Consider the following 24,806-nt stretch of genomic DNA (forward strand, 5'->3'; position numbering starts at 1 on the left):
GGTTAGTGGTTAGTGGTTAGTGGTTAGTAGTTAGTGGGCAAGGGGCAAGGGGCATGGGGCAAAGGGCAAAGATAATCGTTAAATCCCAATTCACTTCGGCCCGATTCCCAATGCCCAATGCCCAATGCCCACTCCCCCACTCTCCGACTCCCTATTCCCTATTCCCCACTTCCGGTTTTGGCAGGCGGAACCAAAATCGAGAACCCCCTTGGGGACGATTTAAATAGCCTATATTACCACCCCAACGTTCGACTGTAATGCGGCAAAAATACAGTCCCAGTCCAACTTTACCTGATTTACCAGCTTGGGAAAACTTTTCAAATAAATTATTAGCTTGTTCTGGCGCTACACCAACACCTTCATCATCTACAGTAACGAGAATATAATCACCATCTTGTTGTAAGCCAATTGTAACTGTTGATTCGGGTGGACTGTGGCGAAAGGCATTTTCTGTTAGATTTGCAATTATTCTATCTAGACGTGATTTATCACCAACCACTCTCCAATCTGCTGCCATATTAATATTGGTAGCAAGTTTTAGTTGTATTTTGTTGAGGGCAAAAGTAGGTGATAAAAGTTGGATTAATTCCTGTGCAGAGATTAAAGCATTTGGTGCTATATCTGCATTGTTTGTGAAAGATTCTAGAGAGTTCACCTCAGCAGAAAATGCATATAATATTTCCCGAATCAGCATTTCTTGCTGGATAGTTTGTTTTTTGCCGATTTCTAAATATTCTCTACCTTGTGGTGTTAAGTTTTCAAATTCTAAAAGTGAAAAGCAGCAATTTATCCAACTTAGTTGACCGGCAACATCGTGTATAATACAATGAATCAAAATGTCTTTTTTTTGATTTTCTTTAACAATGTATTGATAATTTAATTGATTTTCTCTAGCTTTTTGAATGAGGTTTCTTTTTTCTTCATATTCTTCATTTAATAGTTCAATTAACAATAAATTTATACTAGAAACACAAATTGCTGTAGCTTCAAAATGATATTCTTTGCCAAATAAATCTAATTGATGCCATATACCTGATTTTAGTTGTTTTTTATCATTTTTACTCCATAGTTCTTCGGCATCAATCAAAAAATTCTCTAAAAAATGAAAATTTTGTTCAGGTATGAGTATCTCCATTCCAGATTTGACTCGGCGATGACAAAACTGCTGTAACCAATCTGGTGGAGTTCCAGTCAATTTAAAGCGACCAAGGTTTAGTCGCTCTAACACTAAAATATTTAAGGCAGCAAAAAGATCTGCTGTGATAGAGTCGCTCATGATTCTCACAAGTCGAAGTAAATTAATAGTGGTTAAAATTTATTGATTTAAGATTTTCGCTAATTTTTCTTGTATCAGGATAGAATTATTTGTTTGTTGTTGAATCAGTGAGAGATGCATTTCTTCTAAAGTTGCATCTAAAAGTAACACCCAGTCTCCCTCCTCTGAGGGAAACAGATGCACATCTGCACAAATTCCGTATTCGGTTTTTATACGAGGTAGAAATAAGGGAAAGTCATCCAGAGGTAAAAGACCTTCTAGAAAAAAAACTTGCTGCCCTACACTCTCATCTTTTTGTAGGTTCTGAACTCCGTATGCTGCTAGCTTACCACCCCAAGCCGATAGGCAGCCATCTTTGTTCACTAAAAGATACGCAAGAGAGCGAGTCTCTACCATCAGATTCATGGTATAGTTGATGATGGAGTTGGGAAAATTTCGCATCTATGCCTCCAAAATTTTTTGAGCAAGAGTTTGGAAAATCTCTTCTACACCCAAACCAGTTTTAGCGCTAGTTTTAATTACAGTCCAGCCCCTCTGTAGCACTTCGTTTATTTCCACATCGGCAATTTCCCATTCATCTGTTAAATCCCATTTATTCAGTACAAGAATAAACGGTACTTTCCCAATACTGTCTTCTACCTTAATTTGTAAATTAAAAGCTTTTTCAAGAGTGTTTTTTCTGGTTCCATCCACTACCAACAAATAACCGGAAGAACCACGCAAGTAGGACATCCGCAATTTCTGGAATTCGTCTTCGCCATATAAATCCCAAAGGATAAGGTTTAAATCTTTCCCTTGAATATTTATTGTTTTTTTATCAATTTTGACACCAACTGTCGTTTGATATTTTTCGGAAAAAATACTATAAACAAACCTCCCCACTAAACTAGTTTTACCAGTCGCAAACGCACCTACCATGCAAATCTTTTTTTGCAGCATGAGCAGTTATTCCTTCAGTTACGGACATCAATCAAGAATACCTGAAAAGATACCCTGCGGTTAACTTGTTTATCCTGTTCTGTTAATGCTCTTGGTACAGGTTGATTTGAACCCACTCCTACAGTAGTAAAGTTGCTTGTCTTAACGCCTTGAGATTTTAAATAAGCTAAAATTTTCTGGGCGCGGGCTTGGCTGAGTATCATATTGCTTTGCTCTGTTCCAGTTGTATTTGTATGTCCTGTGATTTTAATCCGTACATCTTTACCCAAAGATGTGCTAAGGGTTGAAATTCTCTGGATCGCTGGAACTAGATTTGCTAACTTATTGCTTTCACCTGGTAATAATTCTGTAGTTCCTTCTGAAAACAAGAGCATTTCTTGCTCAATTTGTTTTTTGTAGGACTGGAATTGCTGTTGTTCTAATTCAACTACATCTTTATCAACATATCGAGTCACACCAGGTATAAAACGCCATAATTTTCTTGCTTCTAAAATCCACTGATGCGGTGCGGTTCCACTGGCGTAAAGAATATGGTTTTCATCAACTTTAAAAGATACTGTTTTGGGAGCTTGCAGCAATTGTTTTGCTCTTTTGGCAGTTATTTGCGATTCAAATGATAAATAAGGCTCCCACTGACTGATAACTGTTTTGGGATTAATTTTTGCTTTTTTCATCAACAGATTGGGATCTGTAGTTAGCGGATCGCGCATTCCGGAAATGAAATGTTTTCCGTGTCGCCGTTCGGTTTTAATAACAACTATTCCTGGTTGAGAGTTAAGCGTGTCTAGATATGCACTCCAGCGTAGTTGTCCTCTAATAGCAAAAAATCCCCATGTACCTAAAGCGATCGCGATCGCACTTAACAAACTCCATGCATAAGCATAATTTTTCTGGGGTGGAATATTGTACCTTGCTTGCAAACAGGCTTCTAGATAGGGTTTGCTAGCCATAAATGGCTCTGTTTCACCTGTAAAAGCATTAAGTTCTCTACCCAGTTTCAGATGGATTTTTTCTATAGCTTCTTGAAAAACTAATCTTAATTCTTGGGGAGCATTCCCTCGAATAATACCTGCTAATACCGCTTGCGGCCCTTCTTCAATCCAAATAGTCAGTTCTCCAAACTGCAAACTTTGCAGCGCCTCACCTCTTTCGGTGTTGAAAGAGTCTTTGACAAAATCTTGGATAGCCGTCAACATCGCTGAAACCAAATCGGGATCTTGAGCAGCTACTCGTGGTGCTAGTATGTGTTGCAGCAACAATCCGGTTTTTTTGTGGATCAAAAATATCTGTTCCACTCGGTAAATCAGCGTACGCAGCAGTACAACTTCGGCAAATGTTTTACCTGTCTGTCGCGCTTCTAGTCTCCACTTAAAACTCTGTGGTGACACGCTATGTTCCAGCGTTTGATTCAAAGATTGAATCATTTCGTCCAAAGCTGTGGCGATCGCTTTACGAGTCGCTGGCCCGATAATAGGAAAAAACGCCTCGGAAAGAACATTTAAATCTTGTTTAACAGAAGATTGAATCGCTTGCTCAACTGTCGGAACCATCGCTTCAGCTAGCTGCTTGTCTTGGATTGTCCGTAAAATCACAGCTTCTGGAAGCAGACGACTGACATCTTCTGCTTGAATTTGAGGGTTTTCTAATCGCTCATATAGCTTGCTAAGTTGAGTAGATTCAACACCCAAAAGCAAACTGCGAAGTTCATTTAGTTCATCACTGGTTTCTATACGATCGTTATTAGCAGAGAAGTCCTGCTGATGCTTTGTGCCATTAGAAACTTCGGGGGGTTTTTGCGTTAATTCATTCCGAGAATATTCACTCATTACCCAAATTCCCCATCACAATACTGTATCGAGTTGCATTCTCTCGTAAAACCTTCTAATAAACACAGGGATTAGCCCTTTCAAGGTGGATAAAAATCCCAATAAATTTTGACCAATGATAAGCTTTTCACCTTCGTGTCTTTGTGACTTGGTGGTTCAAAAGTCAATTTTTAACCACTAAGACACTAAGACACCAAGAAAAATACATTACACCTTAAAAGGGCTAACACAGGGATTTAGGGGTATAGGGGTGCACAGGAGAAGAATAAATAATAATTTTCTCCCTATCTCCCTATTTGCTCGACTACTCTAATTCCTTTACTGTTTGGAGTTAAGTCGTATTGCTAATTCTGTGAACATAGCAGCAAGAGTGGAGCGATCGGTTTTTTCTGTACGTAACTCTTGGGCTTCTCGTTGCAACAGCGCCAATATTTCTTCGTATTTTTGGCGAATGTCATCCTGTAAGCTTTGAGATTGGTTGAGAATCTGTTCGCGTAACTCTCGCCCTTTTATAGACGTTTGTTCATCAATCTGAGTAAGTTTTTTTTCTAAAGAAATGTTTATATTTTTTTGATCTTCACTCAGTGCTTTGACTGCTTCATCTCGTTTTGATTGTTCACTTTTGATTTGCTCAGTTAAAGCTTCCACCTCATTTTTGATGTAGTTTTCCAGATAATCTAAACGTTTTTTAGTCTCATCGCGTAAATTAGTACATTCTTTCACCAGCCGCTCTTCTATACGGGTAAATTTTTTTTCCAATTCCCGCATCTGGCCACCGAAAAGAATATCTCTGACTTTCTCTAAGCTACTAATTTCGCTAAGATTATTACTAAATGCGGGCTTATTTGTGCTTTGAACTAAACTCCCTGGCATGGAGTCTGTAAAATTATGATTGAAATCTTCTCCTTCTAGCGAACTCATATTTCCAGCCCTTTGTCAGGTTTAGATTTGTTATACTTAGAGTTTTTTATCACATTTCGGCGATATTGCTATTGCCGTAAATCTTAAATTAAAGTATCACTTTCTAGCGTAACATCCAAGCATCAAGCAATAAATAGTATCCCGAAAAGATAGAAATATATATTAACGTTGGTTGAACTGTAGTTATAGCAGGGTTTTACAGCCCTAGCCCTTTCAAGGTGAGTAAAAATCCTCCAAAAATTTCCCGAATTTTGAACTTTTCACCTTTGTGTCTTAGTGCCTTGGTGGTTCAAAAGTCAATTTTTTCACCACAAAGACACTAAGACACCAAGAAAAATACATTACACCTTGAAAGGGCTAGTTTTACAGCCCCTAATGTTTTTGCTTTTAATCTGAACAAAAATAATCCCCCACTGCATAGGAGCAGAGCAGCAAGGAAGTGGGAGAAATAATATATTTCTTTTGTTTCCTAGCTTCTTGCTTCTGCCAGCCGATCCGCTGTATTGCTGCCTTCTTAAAGCAAAAAGCGGATCAAAACATATAATGATGCCGTCAATAGTTGCAGCAGCATCACTGGTATGCCGTAGTGCAGAAAAGTTTTGAAGGAAATGCGACGTCCGTGTTGCTCAGAAATTCCTGCCGCTACGATGTTAGACGATGCTCCTACCAAGGTGCCATTGCCTCCCAAAGTAGCACCAAACATCATCGCGTAAAACAGTGGTAAGACTTCTGGGGGAAACTGTCCTTGAAAGTCTGGTGTGAGAACTTCTGCTGGTGCTAAGCCAACGTTGACAAGATACTGTTTGAGTAAAGGCACCATCGCCACTACCAAGGGAATATTGGGAACTACGCTAGACAATAACCCTACAAAAAATAGTAGAACCAGGGAACCCAAAATAATATTTGTTCCCAAAATTGCCGACAATATGCCTGAGACACTGCTAATTACACCTGTTTTTTCTAGACCTCCAATTAACACGAATATACTCATAAAAAATATTAGTGTACTCCAATCTACATCGCGCAAAATATTGTGAACAGTGTCAATTTTGCTCTGATGTGATAGAAGCATTGCTAAAGCTGCTCCTAATAAAGCCACAGCAGCTGGTGACATCGGAGTTGGTAGAGATTCTCCGATCACAAAAAACAGCAGCACGAAAGCTACTATAAATGCACCCACAGTTAAAACACCTGGATGATTGATTTGTGGATGTGGTAAATGTTCTAAATCGTCTAGTTTTGTCTTCCAAATTTTGCGGAATAAAAATGGTAGAGTTACCATCACGGTAAGAACTGCGATCGCTCCACCTAAACTCAAGCGCCATAGATAATCTGTAAAGCTCAGATTAATAGCATCACCGACAATAAACGTTGCTGGATCGCCAACTATTGTTAATAATCCGGCACTATTAGCAATGAAGACCATCAAAATTAATAATGGAACAAAATTGATGCCTACTTCTTCCGCTATCGGTGGAATTAAAGGGGCTAACAACATTACTGTTGTCGCATTGGGTAAAACTGCACAAATGGGAGTAGTAATCGCCACAATCCCTATTAAAAGACGTTTTCCTTCTCCTTTAGCTAACAGAACTATCTGAGTAGCTAGATATTCAAATATCTTTGTCGGTTCAAATGCTCGCACCAGTACCATGACACCAAAGAATAAACCGAGTGTGCCATGACTATTGCCTATGTAGCCAATCGCATCTTCTAAAGTCATGACGTTGGTAAATACCAGTAACAAGGCTCCTAACAAAGCAGCAATTGTTAGATGAACCCACTCTGTCATGATTAAGAAAATGACAGAAATAAACGTGAAAATACTCAGAATAGCTTGCCAGTTTTCCATAAGTTTTTACCAAAATTAAATTAAAATTATACCCATCATAAATTATTTATGAAACATTATATCTTTGTTGATGTTTGTTCTTTAAATCAATTATCAACTATTAACCATCAACAACTACAATGAATATCCTTACAACTCAAATAGGATGAATATATTCGGATAGTAAACTAAAAAAGCCATCTATACTAGATAGCTTTTTTTGTAGCATGATTGTGACTAGTGATTCACCCTAATTCAAACCCATGAGCGAAAAATTTTAGACCTTATTCGCACAATTCAAAAGCTTACAATGAGTTTTGGAGATAGCACAAACTAACTTTGAAGAAAAGCAGCTATCTTAATATCATTGTCCATCAATAGAAGTGGGTATACCCAGCACAGCACAAGGGAAATTAGAACCAAGTTTTTTGACAATTGGATGTTTAGCTGAGTTGCAGCCTAATAACAGTAAAGTAGCAGCTTCTGATATCACAACTTTTTTCAGTTCGTCAGCAATGCAACCAAATCGCAGATGCGCTTTGAAAGAACTCTGCCATTCCTCAGCCAAACAACGTGCTTGCCATAAAATATGCTCAGCTTTTGCGAACTTATTGGTTGGAGTTAAGACGGGGGTAGAGCTTCTTTGTGATGTAGAATTCGCAGAAATTTCTAATGGAATCTGATCGGTTAATCCACTACTAACGACTTCTTTTTTTGGCAATACATCAAAAAAATCACCAGTTTGATAGTCTTCTAACACGTATACGGCTTGAACTGTAACGTTTGCTTTTGTAGCTAGACGTGTTTGGTGGGCTATCAATAAACTGATATCCAAGGCTGTGTGACTATTAGGAGAACTGTTATAGCCAACAATCAAATTGATTGATTTAGCAGATTCGGCTTGCTCACAAAAAGATGTTATTGGGTTCCAGAGCAATACCATTTGCTCAATTAGGTCATTTCTACTCATTGCGTTTTGCAAACGCACTAACATTGGCTTAATGTTCACAGCTTTCACTTCTCTCCCAGAAAATAAACAACGAAGAAGAAGCGGGTTAACCAATTTTAGATTTTGTCATTTGTCATTATGTCATTTGTGAGCCAGCGCGCACTTATAGGGGGTTCCTCCCCCAACCCCAGAGGGGACCCCGAAGCCCCCAATCCCCACTCCCTGTCGGTCGTGGGGGCCGGTGAGTCCCCCATGTAGATGCCCACAGGGCGGCTTCGGTGCAGGGTGCGACTGGCGTAGACGCGCGCAGCGCGGCTCAAGGTAGAGTACCCGTAAGGGTCATCTGTACACAATTGTTGGGCAATGACTAATGACTAATGATTCAGATTGGTAAAAGAAACCCCTATACAAACTGCTATTACAGCCAAAGTTTTCGGGGTTCCTTCCATTGCCGACGAAGTTAGCTGACGGGCTAAGACTGGAAGGTGTCTCTCTCCAGAAGAAAGAATGAGGAAAGTTGAGGAATTTCTTCACTCTTGACTCTTCACTGTTTTCGCAAGATTAGCCCCAAATATTGGTTCCTCCGCTCCAAATCAGATTTGTTGGATTTGAATTAGGCTACCCACTTACAAAACGATTGTAGACGATAGAGCCATTTACTCATCCTGAGTAAAATATTTATCCAAAAAATTCAAAGCGTAATTACGGAGTTCGTAATACTCTTTTGAGTTTCGCATTTGGGCGCGATCGCGTGGATGAGAAAACGACACTTCTAATATCTCCCCAATTTTAGCAGCTGGGCCATTAGTCATCAATACAATGCGATCAGACATATAAGGAGTGTTGCGGAAGGTTCGCTCGTTAGGATTTATGGAGGATAAGGTAGATTTAGTCATGGGAAGCTCCGGGTTAGAAGAATTTTTTACAATCTTGCGGGAAATAAGAGTCAAAAGAATGTTTAGGAAACTCTGAAACTCAACCGAAAATTTTTATTTTCTAGGTATCACCATTCAGGTATTTGCTAGTATTTCAAAAAGCAAAGTGTTGTAACAAATTGCTACATCAATTATTGCGATCGCAGTTAATTAAGACATGTAAAAACGAGTGGGAGCGTTGGCTCTAATTTCAAAACTGTTGAGATAACCTATTGGATCGCTAGGGTCAAAACCTTTATTGTCAAATCACTACTCTTTCACGCAAAGCTGTAGTTAGCGTCTTGGTATGAACCAAAGGTTTTTTGTTAGTTTGAAGTTCTAGGGCGGTGAGTTACTAATTCTTCAACTTTGCTCACAGCAAAATCAAGCAGTAAACCAGTTAAGCCAATCACTAATACGGCTAGAAACACCGATGAGAAAGCCAAGCAACACTCGTCGCAAACTTGCTAGCAACAACCAACCAATCCCTAGGTTACCTGGCCCCCTTTGATAGAAGGGGTTTAAGATGTAATCCAGATTGGCAGCTAGCGCTTCCGGTGGGGTGGGCATTAATTCATGGTTAACAAGAGCAACAACCCACCACAACAGGATAATTCCCAAGAAACCAAGGATAGGCAGTAAGACAACATCCCTGACAAGTACAGGTTTTGTCTTTTTCCAGGCTACCTGCCCAGCTACTGCAATGATCGCAGCCAAATTTAGTTGTGCCATTGCAACCCCAATTCAGTTAAGCTCAGGTACAAAAATTCCGAGCAGTACCAGCCAAGGACACTGATGAGGTTTTCACATTATAAATATGCTGCCTCTTCAGTCTCCTCTCAATGCCTACGAAGTTAGCTGACGGGCTAGGGTTGAGAGATACCCTTCTCAAAAGAGATACGCCCCAAAATATGGTTCCTCCGCTCCAGCGTTAATAATTACGATTCGCCAGATTAGGCTGACTTACTCTACTTAATAGAATAAAGTAACATATGATTCTCAAATTTGTATATCTATCTCAAGCTAAATATGGTTCTTTATAGTTCTTTCCCTAGACTTACAAAACTTAATTTTCAGGGTAAGAGTTATGAATTAAAAAATCCTAATCTGTCTGAAACAAAGAAAAAGTGAGCTTTACTACTTTTTGACATCCTTGTAAAATAAGCCGACCGAAAATGATATTCGGAAGGTTGAAATATGTATCAAAAATTCGCGATCGCTACTGTGAGTGTTTTGTTTGCAGCCTTAACACCTGCTCTTGCTCAAGCAGAAACTGTCATGGAAAAAGTAACTCGTACAGGTGTACTAACAGCAGGAACTAGTAAAGATGCGATTCCTTTTGCTTATACCAACAGTCAGGGGCAGTTGGTTGGCTATTCAGTAGATATGTTGAATTTGATTAAACAACAGTTAGAAAAAGAACTAGGAAAAAAAATCCAATTAAAATTGGTACAACTGACACCGGCGGAACGAATCCCAAAAATTCTTAACCGACAAGTTGATATTGTTTGCGATGCCAGCAGCTTTACTTGGGAAAGAGATAAAAAGGTGGATTTCTCGGTTAGCTATGGCGCGACTGGCACCCAGTTGTTAGTAAAGAAGGGGAGTAATTTAGGTTCTCCTCAATCTTTGATTGGTAAGCGCATCGGTGTGCTTGGGCAAACCACCAACGAACTAGCACTAAAGCGAGTACAACCCAAAGCTCAACTGGTATATCTCAAGGATAGGGCAGAAGGATACGCGGCTTTGCAACAAGGAAAAATAGATGCTTTCGCATCAGATAGTATCCTTTTAGAGGGATGGCTGGGAACAACAAAAAACCCAGATGCTTTTCAAGTCGTACCCGATCGCCCTTATTCTAGAGAAGGTATTGCCTGCATGGTTCCCGAGAATAACTCTAGATTCCTCGACTCGGTAAACTATACTCTCTACAAGTTTATGCAAGGATTCGTAGAAGGCGATCGACGATATGTCGCTGTCTTTGACCGCTGGTTTGGTTCAAATGGAATTGTCTTTCTTAATAAAGATTTACGCGATTTAGCAGTTGAAACCATGCAATTGGTGATCGAATCTCGCGAAGAGATTCCCAAGAGCCAGCTTTGAGGGTTATTTAGTAATCTTTGTGTCTTTGTGCCTACCCTGCGGGAAGCCGCTGCGCGTCTATGTGGTGAAAAAATAATTTTTGAAACACCAAGACACTAAGACACCAAGAGCAGATTTATGCGTTGAAAGGGCTGCGTAAAGGATTTAATGATTGACAAAGTTTACAAGAGGTGCATGTACCCTATTCAGGCGATTGCTAATCATCAGAAGTTTTGAAGACGGATAATACAAATGTTGTCTTATTTTGGATGTAGACAGGCTTCGTTGGTGTAGCCGCAAGAATCAAATATAAAGACCACATAACAAACACTCATCAATATTTACTTATGACCTTCCGTGATGAATTCAAACTCCTGCTGCGCGCCCGCTATCCTTTAATTTATATTCCCACTTATGAAGAAGAACGGGTAGAAGCATTAATCAAGGAAGAAGCTACTAATCAGGGTAATCGCCCAGTATATACTTGGGATTTTGTGGATGGCTACCAGGGAAACCCCAACGATCAGGGATTTGGGCGGCGTAACCCCCTGCAAGCATTAGAATTTTTGGAAAAAATTCCCGCAAATGCACCAGGGGTGTTTGTGCTGCGTGACTATCACCGCTTTTTAGAGGATGTGGCAATTGCTCGTAAACTCCGCAATTTAGCCAGACTTCTTAAGTCCCAACCAAAAAATATTGTTCTGCTGTCGCCTAGAGTTGCCATTCCTGACGATTTAACAGAAGTTTTGACGGTTGTGGAGTTTCCTTTACCCTCTGCTACAGAAATTCGAGCAGAAGTAGAACGTTTGTTGCTAGCTACCGGGCACTCTCCCTCGGGTAAGTTTTTAGATGACTTGGTGCGCTCTTGTCAAGGGCTAAGTATGGATCGCATTCGTCGAGTTTTGTCAAGAGCGATCGCCACCCACGGTGAACTACTAAGCGAAGATGTGGATCTGGTATTGGAAGAAAAGCGCCAAACTATCCGCCAAACCCAAATCCTTGATTTTATCCCGGCCACTGAGCAGATTTCTGATATCGGGGGACTAGATAACCTGAAAGACTGGTTGCTTCGTCGGGGAGGAGCATTTACTGAGCGAGCTCGACAGTATGGTTTACCTCACCCGCGCGGTTTGCTGTTGGTGGGTATTCAAGGAACGGGAAAATCATTAACAGCAAAAGCGATCGCCCACCACTGGCATCTACCCCTACTCCGCCTAGATGTGGGACGATTGTTTGCCGGGTTGGTAGGTGAATCAGAATCCCGCACGCGGCAAATGATCCAAGTAGCCGAAGCCCTCGCTCCTTGTGTGTTGTGGATAGACGAGATCGATAAAGCTTTTTCTGGACTTGGTAGCAAAGGAGATGCGGGAACGACTAGCCGCGTGTTTGGTACGTTTATTACCTGGCTATCCGAAAAAAACTCACCCGTGTTTGTCGTCGCTACTGCCAACGATATCCAAGCCTTACCCCCAGAAATGCTGCGGAAGGGGCGATTTGATGAAATTTTCTTCGTCGGTTTACCCACCCAAGAAGAACGAAAAGCAATTTTCAACGTGCATTTGTCGCGCCTGCGTGCCCATAACATCAAAAGTTACGACATCGACAGGTTAGCATACGAAACACCCGATTTTTCTGGGGCGGAAATAGAACAAACTTTAATTGAAGCCATGCACATCGGCTTTAGCCAAAACCGCGACTTTACTACCGACGACATTTTAGAAGCTGCCAGCCAAATTATACCTTTGGCCCGTACTGCCACTGAGCAAATTCAGCAACTGCAAGAATGGGCTGCCGCTGGCAGAGCACGTTTAGCTTCTAAACACAGTCCGTTAAGCGATCGCATACAACGCCAGCTAAAATAGCGAGTTAGTAAGTTGACTAGGTGTGAGTAAACATAAATATCAGGTCAGTTAGTAGTTGTAGAGACGTGCCATGGCACGTCTGTACATTGGTTAGTAGTTAGTAGTTAGTAGGGGCGCTGTTACGTTCGCCCGTACAGTAGTTGGTTTTTAACCACTATCTACTAACCACTAACCACTAACCACTATCCACTAACAGTCACCACGAAAAATACGTTTATTCACACTGAATCTACTAACTCCTAACTTTGCTGCTGAAATTGTAAATATGTTGACTCAAATATTAAAATATACGCTTGGGATTTTATTGGCGATCGCTATTTTAATTGGTGGCGGAATTGCAACGGCACTTTATTTCATGAATCGAGTTTCCATAACTCCTCCCAAACCCATCTTTGCCAATGATAAACCTATAGCAAAAGTACAAGTTCAGCAATCTCCAAATCCAGCATCAAACACTACACCTAATTCTTCAACTGAAGCTTCTTTAGAAGAATCTACTTCATCAACTTCAAATACCACAGAAATATCAAAGAAAGAAGAATCACCAGTAGCATTGCCACCAGGAGCCTATGCAGCTCGTGTTACCTGGCAACAAGGCTTAACTTTACGGAAGGAACCTACACCAGAAGCAGAAAGCATCGGTGGAGTAGCTTATAATCAAAAAGTCATCATTTTAGAAGAAAATAGTGATAAAACTTGGCAAAAAATTCGCTTAGAAAATAGCGATCAAGAAGGTTGGGTAAAAGCAGGAAATACTCAAAAAATTGACGCAGAAAATGATTCTCAATCAACAGAACAACCCGAACAACAACAGTAGAAAAAAACTAGAGCGGCAAAGCTAGCTAGAGGAGCAAACCCTTTTTGCGGTTTCCCCTAACGGTGCTACGCTTTTAGTCGACGGCTGAGGCTGAACGCTACAGTCATCATGCCCATGACTGGGATGGCGGACACCGCGAGTAGGGGTGTGTTGTTTGCTCTAGAGGTACTAGTGCTGTAGGTTACTACCACGTAGACCCGGTCAATTTTGATTTTCTTGCCGTTTGTGCCAGTGTTACGCACGACAAGTTTGAGGTCATTAGCCTTGGCAGGCGTGTTGATTGCCTGTGTCACAGCCAGTTCACAGTGCGCTCGTTCGACTCTCCAGACAGCACTGGCATGGATTGCTTCGCCACAATCGTGGGGGTTTTCAACGCTCCGCACCCAAGAGGTAGACAACCTGCCGTTGGGCATATTGCGATTTGATTTTGTCTACCCCGACATTTTGCATGTAGCTATTGAGTTTATTACTTGGATTCTTTTGTATTTGCTTGATTCATGTGGGTTACTAAAATTACCGTTCAACCTCTTGATGAGGTACATAAATAAGATAATGCGGGCAATATGCCCGCAATCATGGATTCTTTTGTTTTGTCAGTACGGGAAAAGCTAAATTGTCAATCATTCTAAATTTTGCCACTACAAAAGTGACAAAACAGGAGTAAAAAAGTGACAAAATCAGGATATATACCGAATATCTATTAATGACAAATCGCTAAGGGACTTCTAAATAAAAATTAAACGTAAAATATTTTGTATTTTATACCGGCGGGCAGGATGCCTACCCCACAAGAGCTTTAATAATATTGTGGGGTTGGCTTCTAGCCCGCGCTGTTTTTAGTTTATTTATGCCTTTCTAGTTATCACCTAATAATCAAGAAAATTGATATTCGTCGGCTTTAAATTTTATCTCAACATTAATAAAAGTAAAGCTTAATTGCGATATTTCCCAAAAGGGAAAAAATCAAAAAACAGAGTGTTATTTTGGTGAGGGCATAATTCCTGAAATTGAGAAAATTCACTCTGGAAAATCAACATGTATAATCGCAATTCTCAAAACGATTTGCTGACTGCTGCAATTACTGCTGCCTTGGGTGCTGGTGTAGTTACATCCTTTGCTGTCAGCCAAGGACAACATCCTTTAGTAGGTTTGGCAATTACTGGTTTAGCAGTACTGTTTACATTAGCTTGCGATTATTACCAGAGGCAGTCCAAGCCTTAAGATTTTTTACTATTTGATTAGTTCAAGATTTTTATTTTTACAGCGACGCACATTAAAAAAGAATAGTAGAGACACTTGAAATAGCAGGTCTCTACTATTACCTAGATTTTTCATCGCCGCTTAGGACTTGTGCGTCGAAGTTCGCGTTTTTCTTGTTCTTGAAGGCGGCGATCGCGCCAATCTGCCAGCGTCAAATAAACAACTCCCCCGGTAACAACTACTAGTAGTACCAGGGCCACTAGTGCCAAAATACTCAGGAGTGGATTTTCCACGATACCTCTACAGTCCGTTACGACCCCAAACTACCATTGCAATTGACCAAGTGAAAACGACCAACAGCGAAACCCATCCCAGTGTCAAAATTTCCATAGTGGTACTTCTTAACTTCGATTTACAAGACGACTACAATATTTATGATACTGGGAATTGTCATTAGTCATTAGTCATTGGTCAAGAGTCAAGAGTTAGTAGTTAGTGGTTGGTCGTCTCCCCCTCTCCCACTCTCCCACTCTCAAGAACTCTCCCTTCCCCACTCTTGTTTGCTTGTGGATGAACAATACTTCAAATGATTTAATGGCAGAACGCCTAGAATCCCTAAAAGGCGGTATAATAGCAGGCTTTTGTCTATTTTTAGCTTTTCTGATTACTTATTTGTTCCATAGCCTGGTTTTAGTAAAGTATTTTCCAATACTCAGCAGCTTGCAAACGGAACCGCTAAATTGGTATTGGTGGTTGAGTTGTGCAATAGCAACTTTCTCTGGCTCTTTGTTTGGTGTCACTTATCGCTATATCATCCGCCAAGACAAAAATCCACAACTTCAAGCTGGTGGGGTATTAGCCTTTGGATTGATCCGAGGGTTAACTCAGGTGGATATCGGGGTTGCTTGTGCAGATACAATTGTGCCGTTTATCGTACTCGGGTTGGAAAGCGTGTTGTGGTTCGCAATGGCTGCGATCGCTCTTAATTTGGCTATGCAAGTAGGTTGGCTTAAACCTTTTTCATCTAACTTTGATACGTGAAGTACTCCGCACTTCAGATGCAAATTCCCTCTAAATATCTCAGATAAAATTTTATTAATTAATCTTTCCGATCAAAGACTATAAATGACTCAATATTTTCTGATAGTCGATGTGGAAGCTACTTGTTCTAACGACAACAGTATTCCTAGATATGAAACAGAAATCATTGAAATTGGTGCGGTGATGCTAAATGGCGACACGTGGATAATAGAATCTGAGTTTCAGCAATTTATTCGACCTGTGAGACATCCACACCTTACAAATTTTTGCACCCAATTGACTACCATTCGTCAAGAAGATGTGGATGCAGCCTCTACATTTCCAGATGTAATTTCTCGTTTTAAAGAATGGATTTATTCATTCCCCAATCACATTTTTTGTTCTTGGGGAGACTATGATAAAAATCAATTTATTAGAGACTGTAAGTTTCATAACGTTCCCTATCCTTTTAGCTCAGAGCATAGAAATATTAAAAAAGAATTTTCAGAATATTGTGGGATATCCCAAAAATTTGGTATGGCACAGGCTCTCCAACATTTGGGGATAAAATTACAAGGCACTCACCATCGCGGTATAGATGATGCCCGCAATATTGCTGCAATATTCCGACATATGAACACCCAAAAATAAGTTTCTTGCAGAAGCAACAATTTTTCATGTTTTTCTTCGAGCAAGTAATCAACTGCAATCAGTAAACTAAGGTCGAGTGGTTTGAGTCAACAGTCCTCAAACCCCATCTTCAGAATTTAGGCAAGACTATCGGTCATCTGGGTTGTGACGCGAAATCGCTCTCCAGGTGATTCCTGTTGTCTGCCTACTCGAGAGCACCGATTAGGTAGTCGAAGTAAGTGCCAACAACGAGCGCATCTTCTCCAGACAACATCGAGGTAGTGATGTTCTTCATGGCACGGACACTTTCGGCAACGGCGTCAATTGGGGTGCCGAGGGATCTGTACATTTGGCGAACACCAACAATCCCGATCTCTTCAATTGGCGTAGTATCTCCAGCCGCAACACTATAAGTGATCAAGCGCAGATAGTAATCCATATCCCGCAGGCAGGTGGCAGTCATCTCTTTGCCGTAGGCATTGCCACCTGGAGCAACAAGGCGTGGACTCTTTTGGAACAGTTGGTTTCCAGCTTGTTTAACAATGCGATCGCGGCTTTGAGTTAAAGTTTGCACAAGGCGTAGACGGCGCTCACTGCTCTTAACAAAGATCTTGATCTGGTCTAGTTCTCCAGGGGTGAGATAGCGAACCTCGGCATCTGCATTTACAATCATCTTCGTAATAATACTCATTAGTTAACTCCTGAAAGATTTAAATTAGGTTTATCTGAAACGGTTAAATTGTTTGCACTTTGAACCTGTGAGAGCAAACTGTGCAGTTTCTCACCCTCGATAACTTCTGTCTCTAAGAGTTGAGTGGCGATCGCTGAGGTTGTAAAAACGACCTACTGTGGGGCTAAGTCCAAGTGCCTTATCTTCTCTACCTCCAGTAAAAAACAGTGACCAGGCTTGAGTTGCGTTGATTTTCTCAAAGTGATTGAAACCGGGTCTGAAGACAACGGGACTGAACACAGAGGGACTAGTTAAGTCAACATTAGTTCTCATTGGTTTTATCCTTATATTTTGCAAAAGTGTTCAGGGTATCTAGTGAAGCTCAATTTCCTAGAAGCCTGTGTATACCTAGTCAGGACTACTAGAGCCAGGAGCGAAACAAAACCAAACCAATCATGGCTAAACGTCCATTGAGTTTTTCTGCATACTGAGTAAAGCCAAACCGAGGCTGATCCATCATGTACTTGTTGGGTTCGATGGCGTAGTTGTTCAGCCTACCGAATTCTTCAGTCACTAAATCGCTTTTGATAAGTTCTGCTTTTTTGTTTTGTGATGTTTTATAAATTAAATTTAACACTTTTGTTACAAAACTGCAATGTTTATTGCCAAATAAAATAACTCACAAACTATTGCTCTAATATTACAAATTTACTAGAGCGATCGCTAGGCAATGTTTCAAATTTGTGAGTCAACCTCAGGAAGCTCTTCTACCTGATAAAACCCAAGTTCAGCAGTTCCTGGGGAGATGCCAGCAAATCGATCGCCACAAAGAAAATCTTGCCTTGCGGATTGAGCAAGAACCGCCATGCTAGATTTATGCCAACACTGTCACCAAACCAGGGAGTTTGGACTTTACCCGTCACTTTAATCTGGGTGAACCCTCCTTCTGCTGCCTCAGACATTCCCCGCTCAGGAATCAGCTTGAGTCCGTAGCATTCTTCACGCATATATGCGAGGATCGACTCATGACCCACAATCGGTTCCTCGAAAGGCGGTTGCAGGGCACCGTCTTCAGCAAATAAATCCACAGCCGCCTGGAAGTCAAAAGCGTTCATATTCTCCATGTAGCTCAGGACTGTCAAGTTGTCGATGCCTTCAATGCTGACCTTAGCTCGGGGTGCGATATCTTTAGGCGGAACCACAGGTTCTTTGACTTTTGCAGTGCCAACGGTTGGGGCATACCCCATGTTGGCAACAATATTTTGTAATACGGTGAGTTGCTGACCTCCTTCAAGTTGACGGATGGCTTGAAGGACATCTGATGCCTCTTTAGAAAGTTTATAACCTTCTGGAATCGGAGCAACGATTCCTTGTTTCATCCACTCGCCTAACTGATACCAGAAGCCCAACTTGACATTCGTGCCGAAAGATGAATATGTACGGCAGATGGGAGTATCAGCATGATTAACCAGGTCACACATAACTTGCGTTTGCTCTCTCGCAGACATCTGCTTGATTTGAGTCAAGGTTTTCTCTGCGAAGACCATGTTGACTGCCCCCATAGCAGCGGGAGTGATTGTAACTCCCATTTCGGTATAGGCAAACCAAAGTAAAGCCAACTGATCCTCAGCACTGAGTTGATTGCATGATTCAACGGTAGCTGGAACCGCATCAGCAACTTGAGTGTCAGGAAAAATGGAGCGTGCAGACTCGATAGTAAACGACATAATTAAAATCTCCAGAATAAAATTACATTGATTTGTTGATAGTGTTTCAAAAATGTTGATGCTAACTTGGAAATGCCCAATATCACTGCTTTTCAAAACTTAGGCTGCCACCTCTAGGACATTACCCAAAATCCGTTGAGCGATCGCATATAAAGAGGACTGTTGGCAAATCGCTAAACAGGCAAGCACAGCAAGGAACTCATCAAAATCCAGGGGTTTGGTGAACAACAGGTCAAACCCAGCAGACAGAGCATGTTGAAGCATCTTTTCATGGGTATAGCCTGTCACAGCAATGGCTAGCACCACTTCCCCTCGCTCTCCCGCTTTGGTTCTCACTTGTTGAATCAGCTTGCTGGACTGAAAACGCTTTTTGCACCTCAACACCATTGTAGCAGCAGCGCGATCAAATCGCAGAAATCGACATTATCGTCTACAACGAGTACTCGCAGCCCTTGGAGGGATGAAAGATTAGCAGGAAATTCATTATTTGTATACATCGCAATTCCAATCGGGATTTCAGAACTAGTACTAAAAACCCTTAGCAGAGGATCTAATATAGCGATCGCATAGATGGCAATTTGACCACTGCATCACTTCACTCACCGAGAGTTATTAAAGCTAAAAACAAATTATTGCGACTAGTATCTGTTGTGTTAAAACGACGATCACCAAAGATATGGGCAAGAGAATTAATTGTAAAAGTCGTGTGATAAAGCACCACAGTGCTTAAACAAAATCCCCATACAAGCATCTGTAAAGCAGTCGTTTTTAGCTGAGGAATACACCATTCAAACACTATACCAATTGCAGTCACAGCGATCGCTAGCACGGTAGGAACAATCATCGGAAACCGATTTAAGTACTGCAACTCCGGGTATTTTGCAAAATCTCGGACTTGCTTTTCGTCTTGGTGCAACAAGTGCGATCGCAACGCCAAGACAAAATTCAAGACCAGTGTGGGATCTTGCAGTTATTAGATATCGGTCATCCCGTTGCGAACGATGACATATACATTGATCTCAATATTCTAGAGGACATCCCCAGCCAACAGTGGTTAGATATCTCTAACCTGCAGAACCTTGAACCAAATGAATTTGACCGCTTTGGCTTAGGTGAGGTTGAGCAGAAACAAATACCAGGTATGCGGGCAGTCGAAACCTACTCCAAGCTCAGGATGCTGGGTAAACCAGGGGTAGGTAAAACCACTTTCTTGCAACATCTTGCTATTCAGTGTAACCGAGGCGCATTTGCAGCAAACCCTGACGGGGCGACAACAAGAGCTACGATGCAGACATAATAAGCCTCATAGCCCTCTGACCACGTTGATAATACTTCTGTTTACTGGGAATTAATCTCAATAATTTTCTCACTAATTCCCAACAATTGTCCTTAAAATTAACACAATTCTGATTAAAAAATGCTTGGGGATGAGAAGGGCGAGGTAGGAACGCTTGAGATAATATTTAGATTGACTCATTAGGGTAGTATTACTATTACTACCCTTAATTTCTTTTCACTTTGTCAAATCAAACTCATAGGACTGATTGCGCCATTTCAACCGAAACTTCAGACGTGTCCAGCTGGGTGGGAGATTTGGACAAGCAATGGGCCCAAATTGAGTCATGCGTACGCCGCCAAATCCAAAGATCGCAGATTGCCAAACTCCACCTGCACTAGCGGCGTGAATGCCTTCATGGGCGTTACGCCGCACATCTGCTAAATCTACCATTGCCGCCCGCGTAAAATGAGTGTAGGCTTCAGCTGGTTGATTGATGTCGCAAGCTAAGATGGCGTGAACTGCTGGCCCAAGCGAAGAACCATAGGTATGATCGGTGCGGGGGCTGTAATAGTCCCAGTTGGTTTGCAAGGTTTTGCTATCAAAGCGATCGCGCAGCAAGTACATTAGCATCAACACATCTGGCTGCTTGAGAATCTGCTTTTGGCTGGTGGCTTCTACTCCCAACAGTCCTTGCATGGATTTGGTGCGCGGTTCGTAATCAGCAAAGTTGACATATTCTAAGTTATAGAAGCCTTCAAACTGTTCAATCAAACCAGTTTCTACATCGTGATTGATATAGAGACGGTTGGAGATATCAGCCCAAAGTTCCAGTTGTTGTGGCTCTAAGTTAAGTTTTTCTGCCAGTTGTCTTGCTTCATCGGGATAGGACTTTTCCAGCCAATCTAATAGCGCTAAAGCAGTTTGCAAATGCCACTGCACCAATAAATTAGTGAAAGCATTATTATCTACGCGATCGTGATTTTCATCCGGGCCAATCACATCACGGATGTCGTAACAATGACGTTGGTTATTCCACTCTACACGGCTTTCCCAGAACACCGCCGTATCTAGAATTATTTCCGCGCCATAGTCGCGCATCCATTCATCATCACCGGTTGTCTGCCAGTATTGCCAAGCACCGTAAGCTACGTCAGTGTTGATATGCACTTCAATATCACCGCACCAGATGCGGACTTGTTTACCGTTAGGATCGCTTACCCAACGAGGAGTCACCTCATCACCAGTGCTAGCACTCTCCCAAGCATAAAAAGCTCCCTTGTATCCCATTTCCTGGGCTTTGCGCCGCGCCCCACGTAGAGTGTGGTAGCGGTAGTTGAGCAAGTTACGCGCTAATGCTGGTTGAGTGTGAATCAGCAAAGGCAGGATGAAAATTTCCGTGTCCCAAAAGATATGTCCGCTATAAGCAAAGCCAGAAAGGGTTTTGGGAGGAATGCTGACGCGATCGTCGTAACGCGGCGCAACGGCAAGCAATTGAAAGAGATTGTAGCGGACGCTCAACTGCGCGAGGCGATCGCCTTCAATAATCACATCACTTTCTTGCCATACCCCATCCCATGCAGCAATGTGCGCCGCTAGCAAGGTTGAATAGCTAGGTGCAGCAACTAGCCGAATCATGGCTGCTTCCGCAGGAGTTGGTGTTTCCCTGGAAGTGTAGAGAGTAATAATCTTTTCGAGACTGACAGCTTTGCCGGGTTCAACTTGCAAAGTGGTGACAAGTTTGGGGCTGTGATGTTCTAGCTGATGCACGCGCACGGGTGCTACTTCTTCACCTTCTACAATCAGCTTAGCTGCCATCCCCAATTCGATTGCAGAATGCAGAGTTTGGCTGTGCAGCCAGATAATATTATCTAAGCCACCTTGTTTGACTGTTTTCCAGTGTTTGACACCTTGGGTGTGCGGTTCGGGATGAAATTCAACTTCTACCTCAATATCACCCTCAAAATCTACAGATGTAACCTGACACCTGATCGCCAAAAAATGTTGACTTGCTAGACTGGCAAACCGCTCAAAGTGAAATTCTAAAGTGTGCCCTGCGGGACTGCGCCACCGTACTTCCCGGCTGACTATACCCAGACGCATATCGAGGCGACGTTCGTAGTTAAGGATTTCGCCACTGTCCATGCGAAAGCGTTCCCCGGCTACCTTGACTACAAACGGCAGCCAGTTGGGACAGTTAACTAATTCTGTAGTGGCGATCGCAACGTCATCATAAACCCCATGAATCATCGTTGCCGAACTATCGTTGGGATACCCCTCTTCAAATGAACCTCGCGTTCCCAAATACCCGTTGCTGAGGGTAAAGACTGTTTCTTGATGATGTAGCCTAGTGGGGTCAAACTCTGTTTCAATAATGTTCCAATCAGTAGAGTCAATTAGTTGCTGATGTACTTGGGAAGTTTCAATGGTCAAGTCTAGCATGACAGATACAACCTATAATCTGGTGGCTTAGCTTTAGGCAGAATGCTATACAATGGTGAACAATAATGAGGGGACAAATAAGCTCTTCACTACCTACCCCCGTTGTCTAGACTTCTATTCAGTCCAAACAGGAAACAGTGACGTTCAGTTGAAAGGCGGCGTTCCCGTTTTCATCCTTCTATAGAAAGATTTTCGTACTTTCTTTTATAAAAAAATTCTAAAGAAGGAAAAAAGATAGCATTATATACATTCGACATGTAACTGCACAGAACTATAACTTATTTAATCAAGTGTTGTAACATCAATTTCTGATTAAAAGCGCCTTGTATGCATATCCTTTATATGCTTTTAATACTATTAGTGTTGAATATATCAAATTATGTTTGACTGATATTAAGTAAAATTTTATACAAATATAAGTTTATAAATAAGGTGTGCGCAATCGCAAAACGTGTTGTATCAACGTGTGAACGCTTGAATCGTCGAAGCAGATCGATAGATTGTTATGACATCCAGGTCATGAATTGTGGGTAATTAAGTATGCTATGGCACTTTGCGATCGCTGATAATTCATAGCACATAAACACTTTATTGTATCAAATAATACACATAAAGTCTATCGATTTATTCTAGCCGTGGGAATGCTTTACTATCCAACTCACCAGTTGTCACTACACCAAATGCTGTCGTTAGATCTCAACAAAATGAAATTGATACTATGTCCAAACCTGTATACTGCCATCCCAACCGTGTACAATGACGCAATACACCAACGCTTAAATCATCAGGCGATCGCTTAAAAGCGTCGAAAAACTAATCTCTAATGGCTGAAATTCATACCCCATGTTTGGTATTTTCTGTCAATGCGTAAGTCCTAAAGATGAAACTTAACAGCTTTTCAATTCTGACTTTCCCTATAAAAGCAAGCAACTTTCGTAGGCTTTTGAAAATTATCTGCGTACTATTCTGTAAATAGTATCAAAAAAAACTCATACCAAGTTGTGTTCAGATATAGCAATTCGTGCCCTCTCCCCCTCCCCTCTCACAATTTGGGAGAGGGGTGCCGACAGGCAGGGTGAGGGAAGTACTATCTTTGACTGCAACCTAGTATCACTTCTCTGATTCATTGTTATTTGCTATTTTTAACACCAAATTTGCACTACTTGACCTGTTAGTTGTTGTCCAAACCAAGGTGTATTCTGTGAGAGTGTATGGAGATTTGACCGATCGACTTTCCAGCTTTGCTGGGGGTCAAATAGAGTTAGTTCAGCTTTTTGACTAGGTGCGATCGCACTCATACTCTGTTTTAAACACTCTGCTGGACGACTACTCAACGCCTGCCACAATTGTAAAGCTGTGAATTCACCAGTTTCTACCAAATACTGCCACAACAAGGGCAACGCTAATTCTAAACCGATCGCCCCCGGCGGTGCTTCGGCAAATGCCACTGTTTTTTCTTCGTAAGTATAGGGCGTGTGGTCAATGGCGATCGCATCTACAATACCTGTGCGTACTGCCTCCCGCAAAGCTAACAAATCATCAGGATTACCTAAAGGCGGTTCTAAACGCAAGCTGGTATTATAGCTTTTAATCACTTGCGTATCGAGCAAAAGATGCATCCAGGTAGTGCTGGCGGTGATGGGCAAACCTTGAGCTTTTGCTGATGCTATTAGTTCCACACTACGGGCGGTAGAGACGCGCATAAAATGTACTGGCGTACCCGTAGCAGCAACCAATTCTATGAAAGCGGAGATAGCAGAGGTTTCCGAAGCCGCAGGATTTCCTGGTAAACCAAAGCGGATTGAGTCTGGGCCTTCGCGCATGACTCCATTCGCCATCAACTGGCGATCGCAGCACCACAGCGCTATGGGCTTACCCAAAGGTTGGAGATATTCCAACACTCGCCGTACCAGTGCCATATTTTCCAAGGGCTGACCATCAGCAAAGCCAACTACTCCTGCCGCTGTTAAATCTGCAAATTCCGTCATTTGCTTACCAGCAACATCGAGGGTGATAGCACCCCAGATGTTGAGATGGGGTGAGGTTTTCTCCCCAACTCCCCGCCACCCCAACTCTTCACCTCGCTTCAACAACTGCGACACCACAGCGGGATTGTCAATGGGTGGGGATGTGTCCGGTAAAATGCTGATTCTTGTAAAGCCGCCAGCAGCAGCAGCTTGTAATAAAGACGAGAGGGTTTCCCGTTCTTCAAACCCCGGTTCACTGGAGTGGCTATATAAATCCACTAACCCCGTTCCCAACACTAATCCGCGACCATCTCGGATGTGAGTGTCCTGTGGCACATCCGAAATACTACTGGCAATTGACCGAATGTAGCCTTCACCAATCAGCACATCCGCTATTTGGTCAGTTCCAGAAACCGGGTCGATAACCCGTACTTGTTGTAATAATTCACTTGTCATA

General features: G+C 41.8%; 25 protein-coding genes, 3 pseudogenes and 2 riboswitches. Of the genes and pseudogenes, 7 read left to right on the forward strand and 21 right to left on the reverse strand.

Going from position 1 to position 24,806, the window contains the following annotated elements; translation table 11 throughout:
- Nucleotides 1-151 precede the first annotated feature (151 nt).
- From HXY43_RS03480 to HXY43_RS03520, 9 genes and pseudogenes are all read right to left on the reverse strand, one after another.
- The gene (locus HXY43_RS03480) at nt 152-1,276 is read right to left on the reverse strand and encodes a sensor histidine kinase KdpD (protein WP_290880043.1); all 1,125 of its coding nucleotides are present in this window, start codon (nt 1,274-1,276) and stop codon (nt 152-154) included.
- 39 nt (nt 1,277-1,315) lie between these two features.
- Nucleotides 1,316-1,717, reverse strand: a complete 402-nt coding sequence (locus HXY43_RS03485; RefSeq protein WP_290880046.1) for a hypothetical protein — start codon at nt 1,715-1,717, stop codon at nt 1,316-1,318.
- A complete protein-coding gene (locus tag HXY43_RS03490; RefSeq protein WP_290880048.1) occupies nt 1,718-2,215 on the reverse strand; it encodes a Rab family GTPase in 498 nt (165 codons plus the stop codon).
- Nucleotides 2,216-2,229: 14 nt separating this feature from the next.
- Nucleotides 2,230-4,041: an OmpA family protein gene (locus tag HXY43_RS03495; RefSeq protein ID WP_290880051.1), complete on the reverse strand. Its 1,812-nt coding sequence runs from the start codon at nt 4,039-4,041 to the stop codon at nt 2,230-2,232.
- Between the two features lie 318 nt (nt 4,042-4,359).
- Nucleotides 4,360-4,962 carry a hypothetical protein gene (locus tag HXY43_RS03500; protein ID WP_290880054.1) on the reverse strand — a complete coding sequence of 201 codons (603 nt, stop codon included), beginning with the start codon at nt 4,960-4,962 and terminating at the stop codon, nt 4,360-4,362.
- A 514-nt stretch (nt 4,963-5,476) separates the two neighbouring features.
- Nucleotides 5,477-6,814 carry an SLC13 family permease gene (locus HXY43_RS03505; RefSeq protein WP_290880057.1) on the reverse strand — a complete coding sequence of 446 codons (1,338 nt, stop codon included), beginning with the start codon at nt 6,812-6,814 and terminating at the stop codon, nt 5,477-5,479.
- 343 nt (nt 6,815-7,157) lie between these two features.
- Nucleotides 7,158-7,787 carry a universal stress protein gene (locus HXY43_RS03510; protein ID WP_290880152.1) on the reverse strand — a complete coding sequence of 210 codons (630 nt, stop codon included), beginning with the start codon at nt 7,785-7,787 and terminating at the stop codon, nt 7,158-7,160.
- Between the two features lie 392 nt (nt 7,788-8,179).
- A riboswitch (cyclic di-AMP (ydaO/yuaA leader) is annotated at nt 8,180-8,357 on the reverse strand.
- Nucleotides 8,358-8,398: 41 nt separating this feature from the next.
- A pseudogene (locus tag HXY43_RS03515) lies at nt 8,399-8,578 on the reverse strand (ABC transporter ATP-binding protein); the annotation flags it as partial.
- Nucleotides 8,579-9,085: 507 nt separating this feature from the next.
- Nucleotides 9,086-9,388: pseudogene (locus HXY43_RS03520) on the reverse strand (nitrate ABC transporter, permease protein); the annotation flags it as partial.
- A 96-nt stretch (nt 9,389-9,484) separates the two neighbouring features.
- Nucleotides 9,485-9,626: riboswitch (cyclic di-AMP (ydaO/yuaA leader) on the reverse strand.
- Nucleotides 9,627-9,853: 227 nt separating this feature from the next.
- Here HXY43_RS03520 and HXY43_RS03525 point away from each other — a divergent pair.
- The 3 genes from HXY43_RS03525 (at nt 9,854) to HXY43_RS03535 (ending at nt 13,417) form a co-directional block, all read left to right on the forward strand.
- A complete protein-coding gene (locus HXY43_RS03525) occupies nt 9,854-10,759 on the forward strand; it encodes an amino acid ABC transporter substrate-binding protein (RefSeq protein ID WP_290880060.1) in 906 nt (301 codons plus the stop codon).
- A 326-nt stretch (nt 10,760-11,085) separates the two neighbouring features.
- Entirely contained in the window at nt 11,086-12,600 is a 1,515-nt protein-coding gene (locus HXY43_RS03530; protein ID WP_290880061.1) for an AAA family ATPase, read from the forward strand.
- 265 nt (nt 12,601-12,865) lie between these two features.
- Complete coding sequence (locus HXY43_RS03535; protein WP_290880063.1) at nt 12,866-13,417, forward strand: SH3 domain-containing protein; 552 nt, start codon at nt 12,866-12,868, stop codon at nt 13,415-13,417.
- Nucleotides 13,418-13,482: 65 nt separating this feature from the next.
- Here the strand turns inward: HXY43_RS03535 and HXY43_RS03540 are convergent, their stop codons facing one another.
- Nucleotides 13,483-13,830: a hypothetical protein gene (locus HXY43_RS03540; protein ID WP_290880066.1), complete on the reverse strand. Its 348-nt coding sequence runs from the start codon at nt 13,828-13,830 to the stop codon at nt 13,483-13,485.
- A 622-nt stretch (nt 13,831-14,452) separates the two neighbouring features.
- Between HXY43_RS03540 and HXY43_RS03545 the strand changes: the two genes are divergently transcribed.
- Nucleotides 14,453-14,638: a hypothetical protein gene (locus HXY43_RS03545; RefSeq protein ID WP_026733688.1), complete on the forward strand. Its 186-nt coding sequence runs from the start codon at nt 14,453-14,455 to the stop codon at nt 14,636-14,638.
- Between the two features lie 110 nt (nt 14,639-14,748).
- On the opposite strand, the gene HXY43_RS03550 is transcribed toward HXY43_RS03545, so the two are convergent.
- On the reverse strand, nt 14,749-14,910 hold the full coding sequence (locus HXY43_RS03550; protein WP_197036071.1) for a hypothetical protein: 162 nt from the start codon (nt 14,908-14,910) through the stop codon (nt 14,749-14,751).
- 7 nt (nt 14,911-14,917) lie between these two features.
- Nucleotides 14,918-15,007 (reverse strand): cytochrome b6-f complex subunit PetN, encoded by a 90-nt coding sequence (gene petN, locus HXY43_RS03555; RefSeq protein ID WP_012408302.1) that lies wholly within the window; start codon nt 15,005-15,007, stop codon nt 14,918-14,920.
- A gap of 180 nt (nt 15,008-15,187) precedes the next feature.
- On the opposite strand from petN, the gene HXY43_RS03560 reads away from it, so the two are divergent.
- Both HXY43_RS03560 and HXY43_RS03565 read left to right on the forward strand, forming a co-directional pair.
- Complete coding sequence (locus tag HXY43_RS03560; RefSeq protein WP_026733687.1) at nt 15,188-15,658, forward strand: hypothetical protein; 471 nt, start codon at nt 15,188-15,190, stop codon at nt 15,656-15,658.
- Nucleotides 15,659-15,742: 84 nt separating this feature from the next.
- Complete coding sequence (locus tag HXY43_RS03565; RefSeq protein ID WP_290880105.1) at nt 15,743-16,288, forward strand: 3'-5' exonuclease; 546 nt, start codon at nt 15,743-15,745, stop codon at nt 16,286-16,288.
- 184 nt (nt 16,289-16,472) lie between these two features.
- On the opposite strand, the gene HXY43_RS03570 is transcribed toward HXY43_RS03565, so the two are convergent.
- The 6 genes from HXY43_RS03570 to HXY43_RS03595 form a co-directional block, all read right to left on the reverse strand.
- On the reverse strand, nt 16,473-16,958 hold the full coding sequence (locus tag HXY43_RS03570; protein WP_026733685.1) for an allophycocyanin: 486 nt from the start codon (nt 16,956-16,958) through the stop codon (nt 16,473-16,475).
- A 90-nt stretch (nt 16,959-17,048) separates the two neighbouring features.
- Nucleotides 17,049-17,270, reverse strand: a complete 222-nt coding sequence (locus HXY43_RS03575) for a hypothetical protein (protein ID WP_290880109.1) — start codon at nt 17,268-17,270, stop codon at nt 17,049-17,051.
- Between the two features lie 88 nt (nt 17,271-17,358).
- On the reverse strand, nt 17,359-17,511 hold the full coding sequence (locus HXY43_RS03580) for a hypothetical protein (RefSeq protein ID WP_290880112.1): 153 nt from the start codon (nt 17,509-17,511) through the stop codon (nt 17,359-17,361).
- 193 nt (nt 17,512-17,704) lie between these two features.
- Nucleotides 17,705-18,664: an orange carotenoid-binding protein gene (locus HXY43_RS03585; protein ID WP_290880114.1), complete on the reverse strand. Its 960-nt coding sequence runs from the start codon at nt 18,662-18,664 to the stop codon at nt 17,705-17,707.
- 99 nt (nt 18,665-18,763) lie between these two features.
- On the reverse strand, nt 18,764-19,000 hold the full coding sequence (locus HXY43_RS03590; RefSeq protein ID WP_290880117.1) for a hypothetical protein: 237 nt from the start codon (nt 18,998-19,000) through the stop codon (nt 18,764-18,766).
- Between the two features lie 259 nt (nt 19,001-19,259).
- Entirely contained in the window at nt 19,260-19,613 is a 354-nt protein-coding gene (locus HXY43_RS03595) for a hypothetical protein (RefSeq protein ID WP_290880119.1), read from the reverse strand.
- Here HXY43_RS03595 and HXY43_RS03600 point away from each other — a divergent pair.
- Nucleotides 19,584-19,961, forward strand: coding sequence for a hypothetical protein (locus HXY43_RS03600; RefSeq protein WP_290880122.1), 378 nt, complete (start codon nt 19,584-19,586; stop codon nt 19,959-19,961). The genes HXY43_RS03595 and HXY43_RS03600 overlap by 30 nt on opposite strands.
- Here the strand turns inward: HXY43_RS03600 and HXY43_RS03605 are convergent.
- The 3 genes and pseudogenes from HXY43_RS03605 to HXY43_RS03615 all read right to left on the reverse strand — a co-directional run.
- Nucleotides 19,945-20,079: pseudogene (locus HXY43_RS03605) on the reverse strand (IS4 family transposase); the annotation flags it as partial. The gene HXY43_RS03600 and the pseudogene HXY43_RS03605 sit on opposite strands and share 17 nt — an antisense overlap.
- Nucleotides 20,080-20,177: 98 nt before the next feature.
- On the reverse strand, nt 20,178-22,382 hold the full coding sequence (locus tag HXY43_RS03610; protein ID WP_290880125.1) for a glycoside hydrolase family 65 protein: 2,205 nt from the start codon (nt 22,380-22,382) through the stop codon (nt 20,178-20,180).
- A gap of 1,142 nt (nt 22,383-23,524) precedes the next feature.
- Nucleotides 23,525-24,805, reverse strand: coding sequence for a dihydroorotase (locus HXY43_RS03615; protein WP_290880127.1), 1,281 nt, complete (start codon nt 24,803-24,805; stop codon nt 23,525-23,527).
- Nucleotide 24,806 lies beyond the last annotated feature (1 nt).

Source organism: Fischerella sp., assembly GCF_013388695.1.
Classification (GTDB): domain Bacteria; phylum Cyanobacteriota; class Cyanobacteriia; order Cyanobacteriales; family Nostocaceae; genus PCC9605.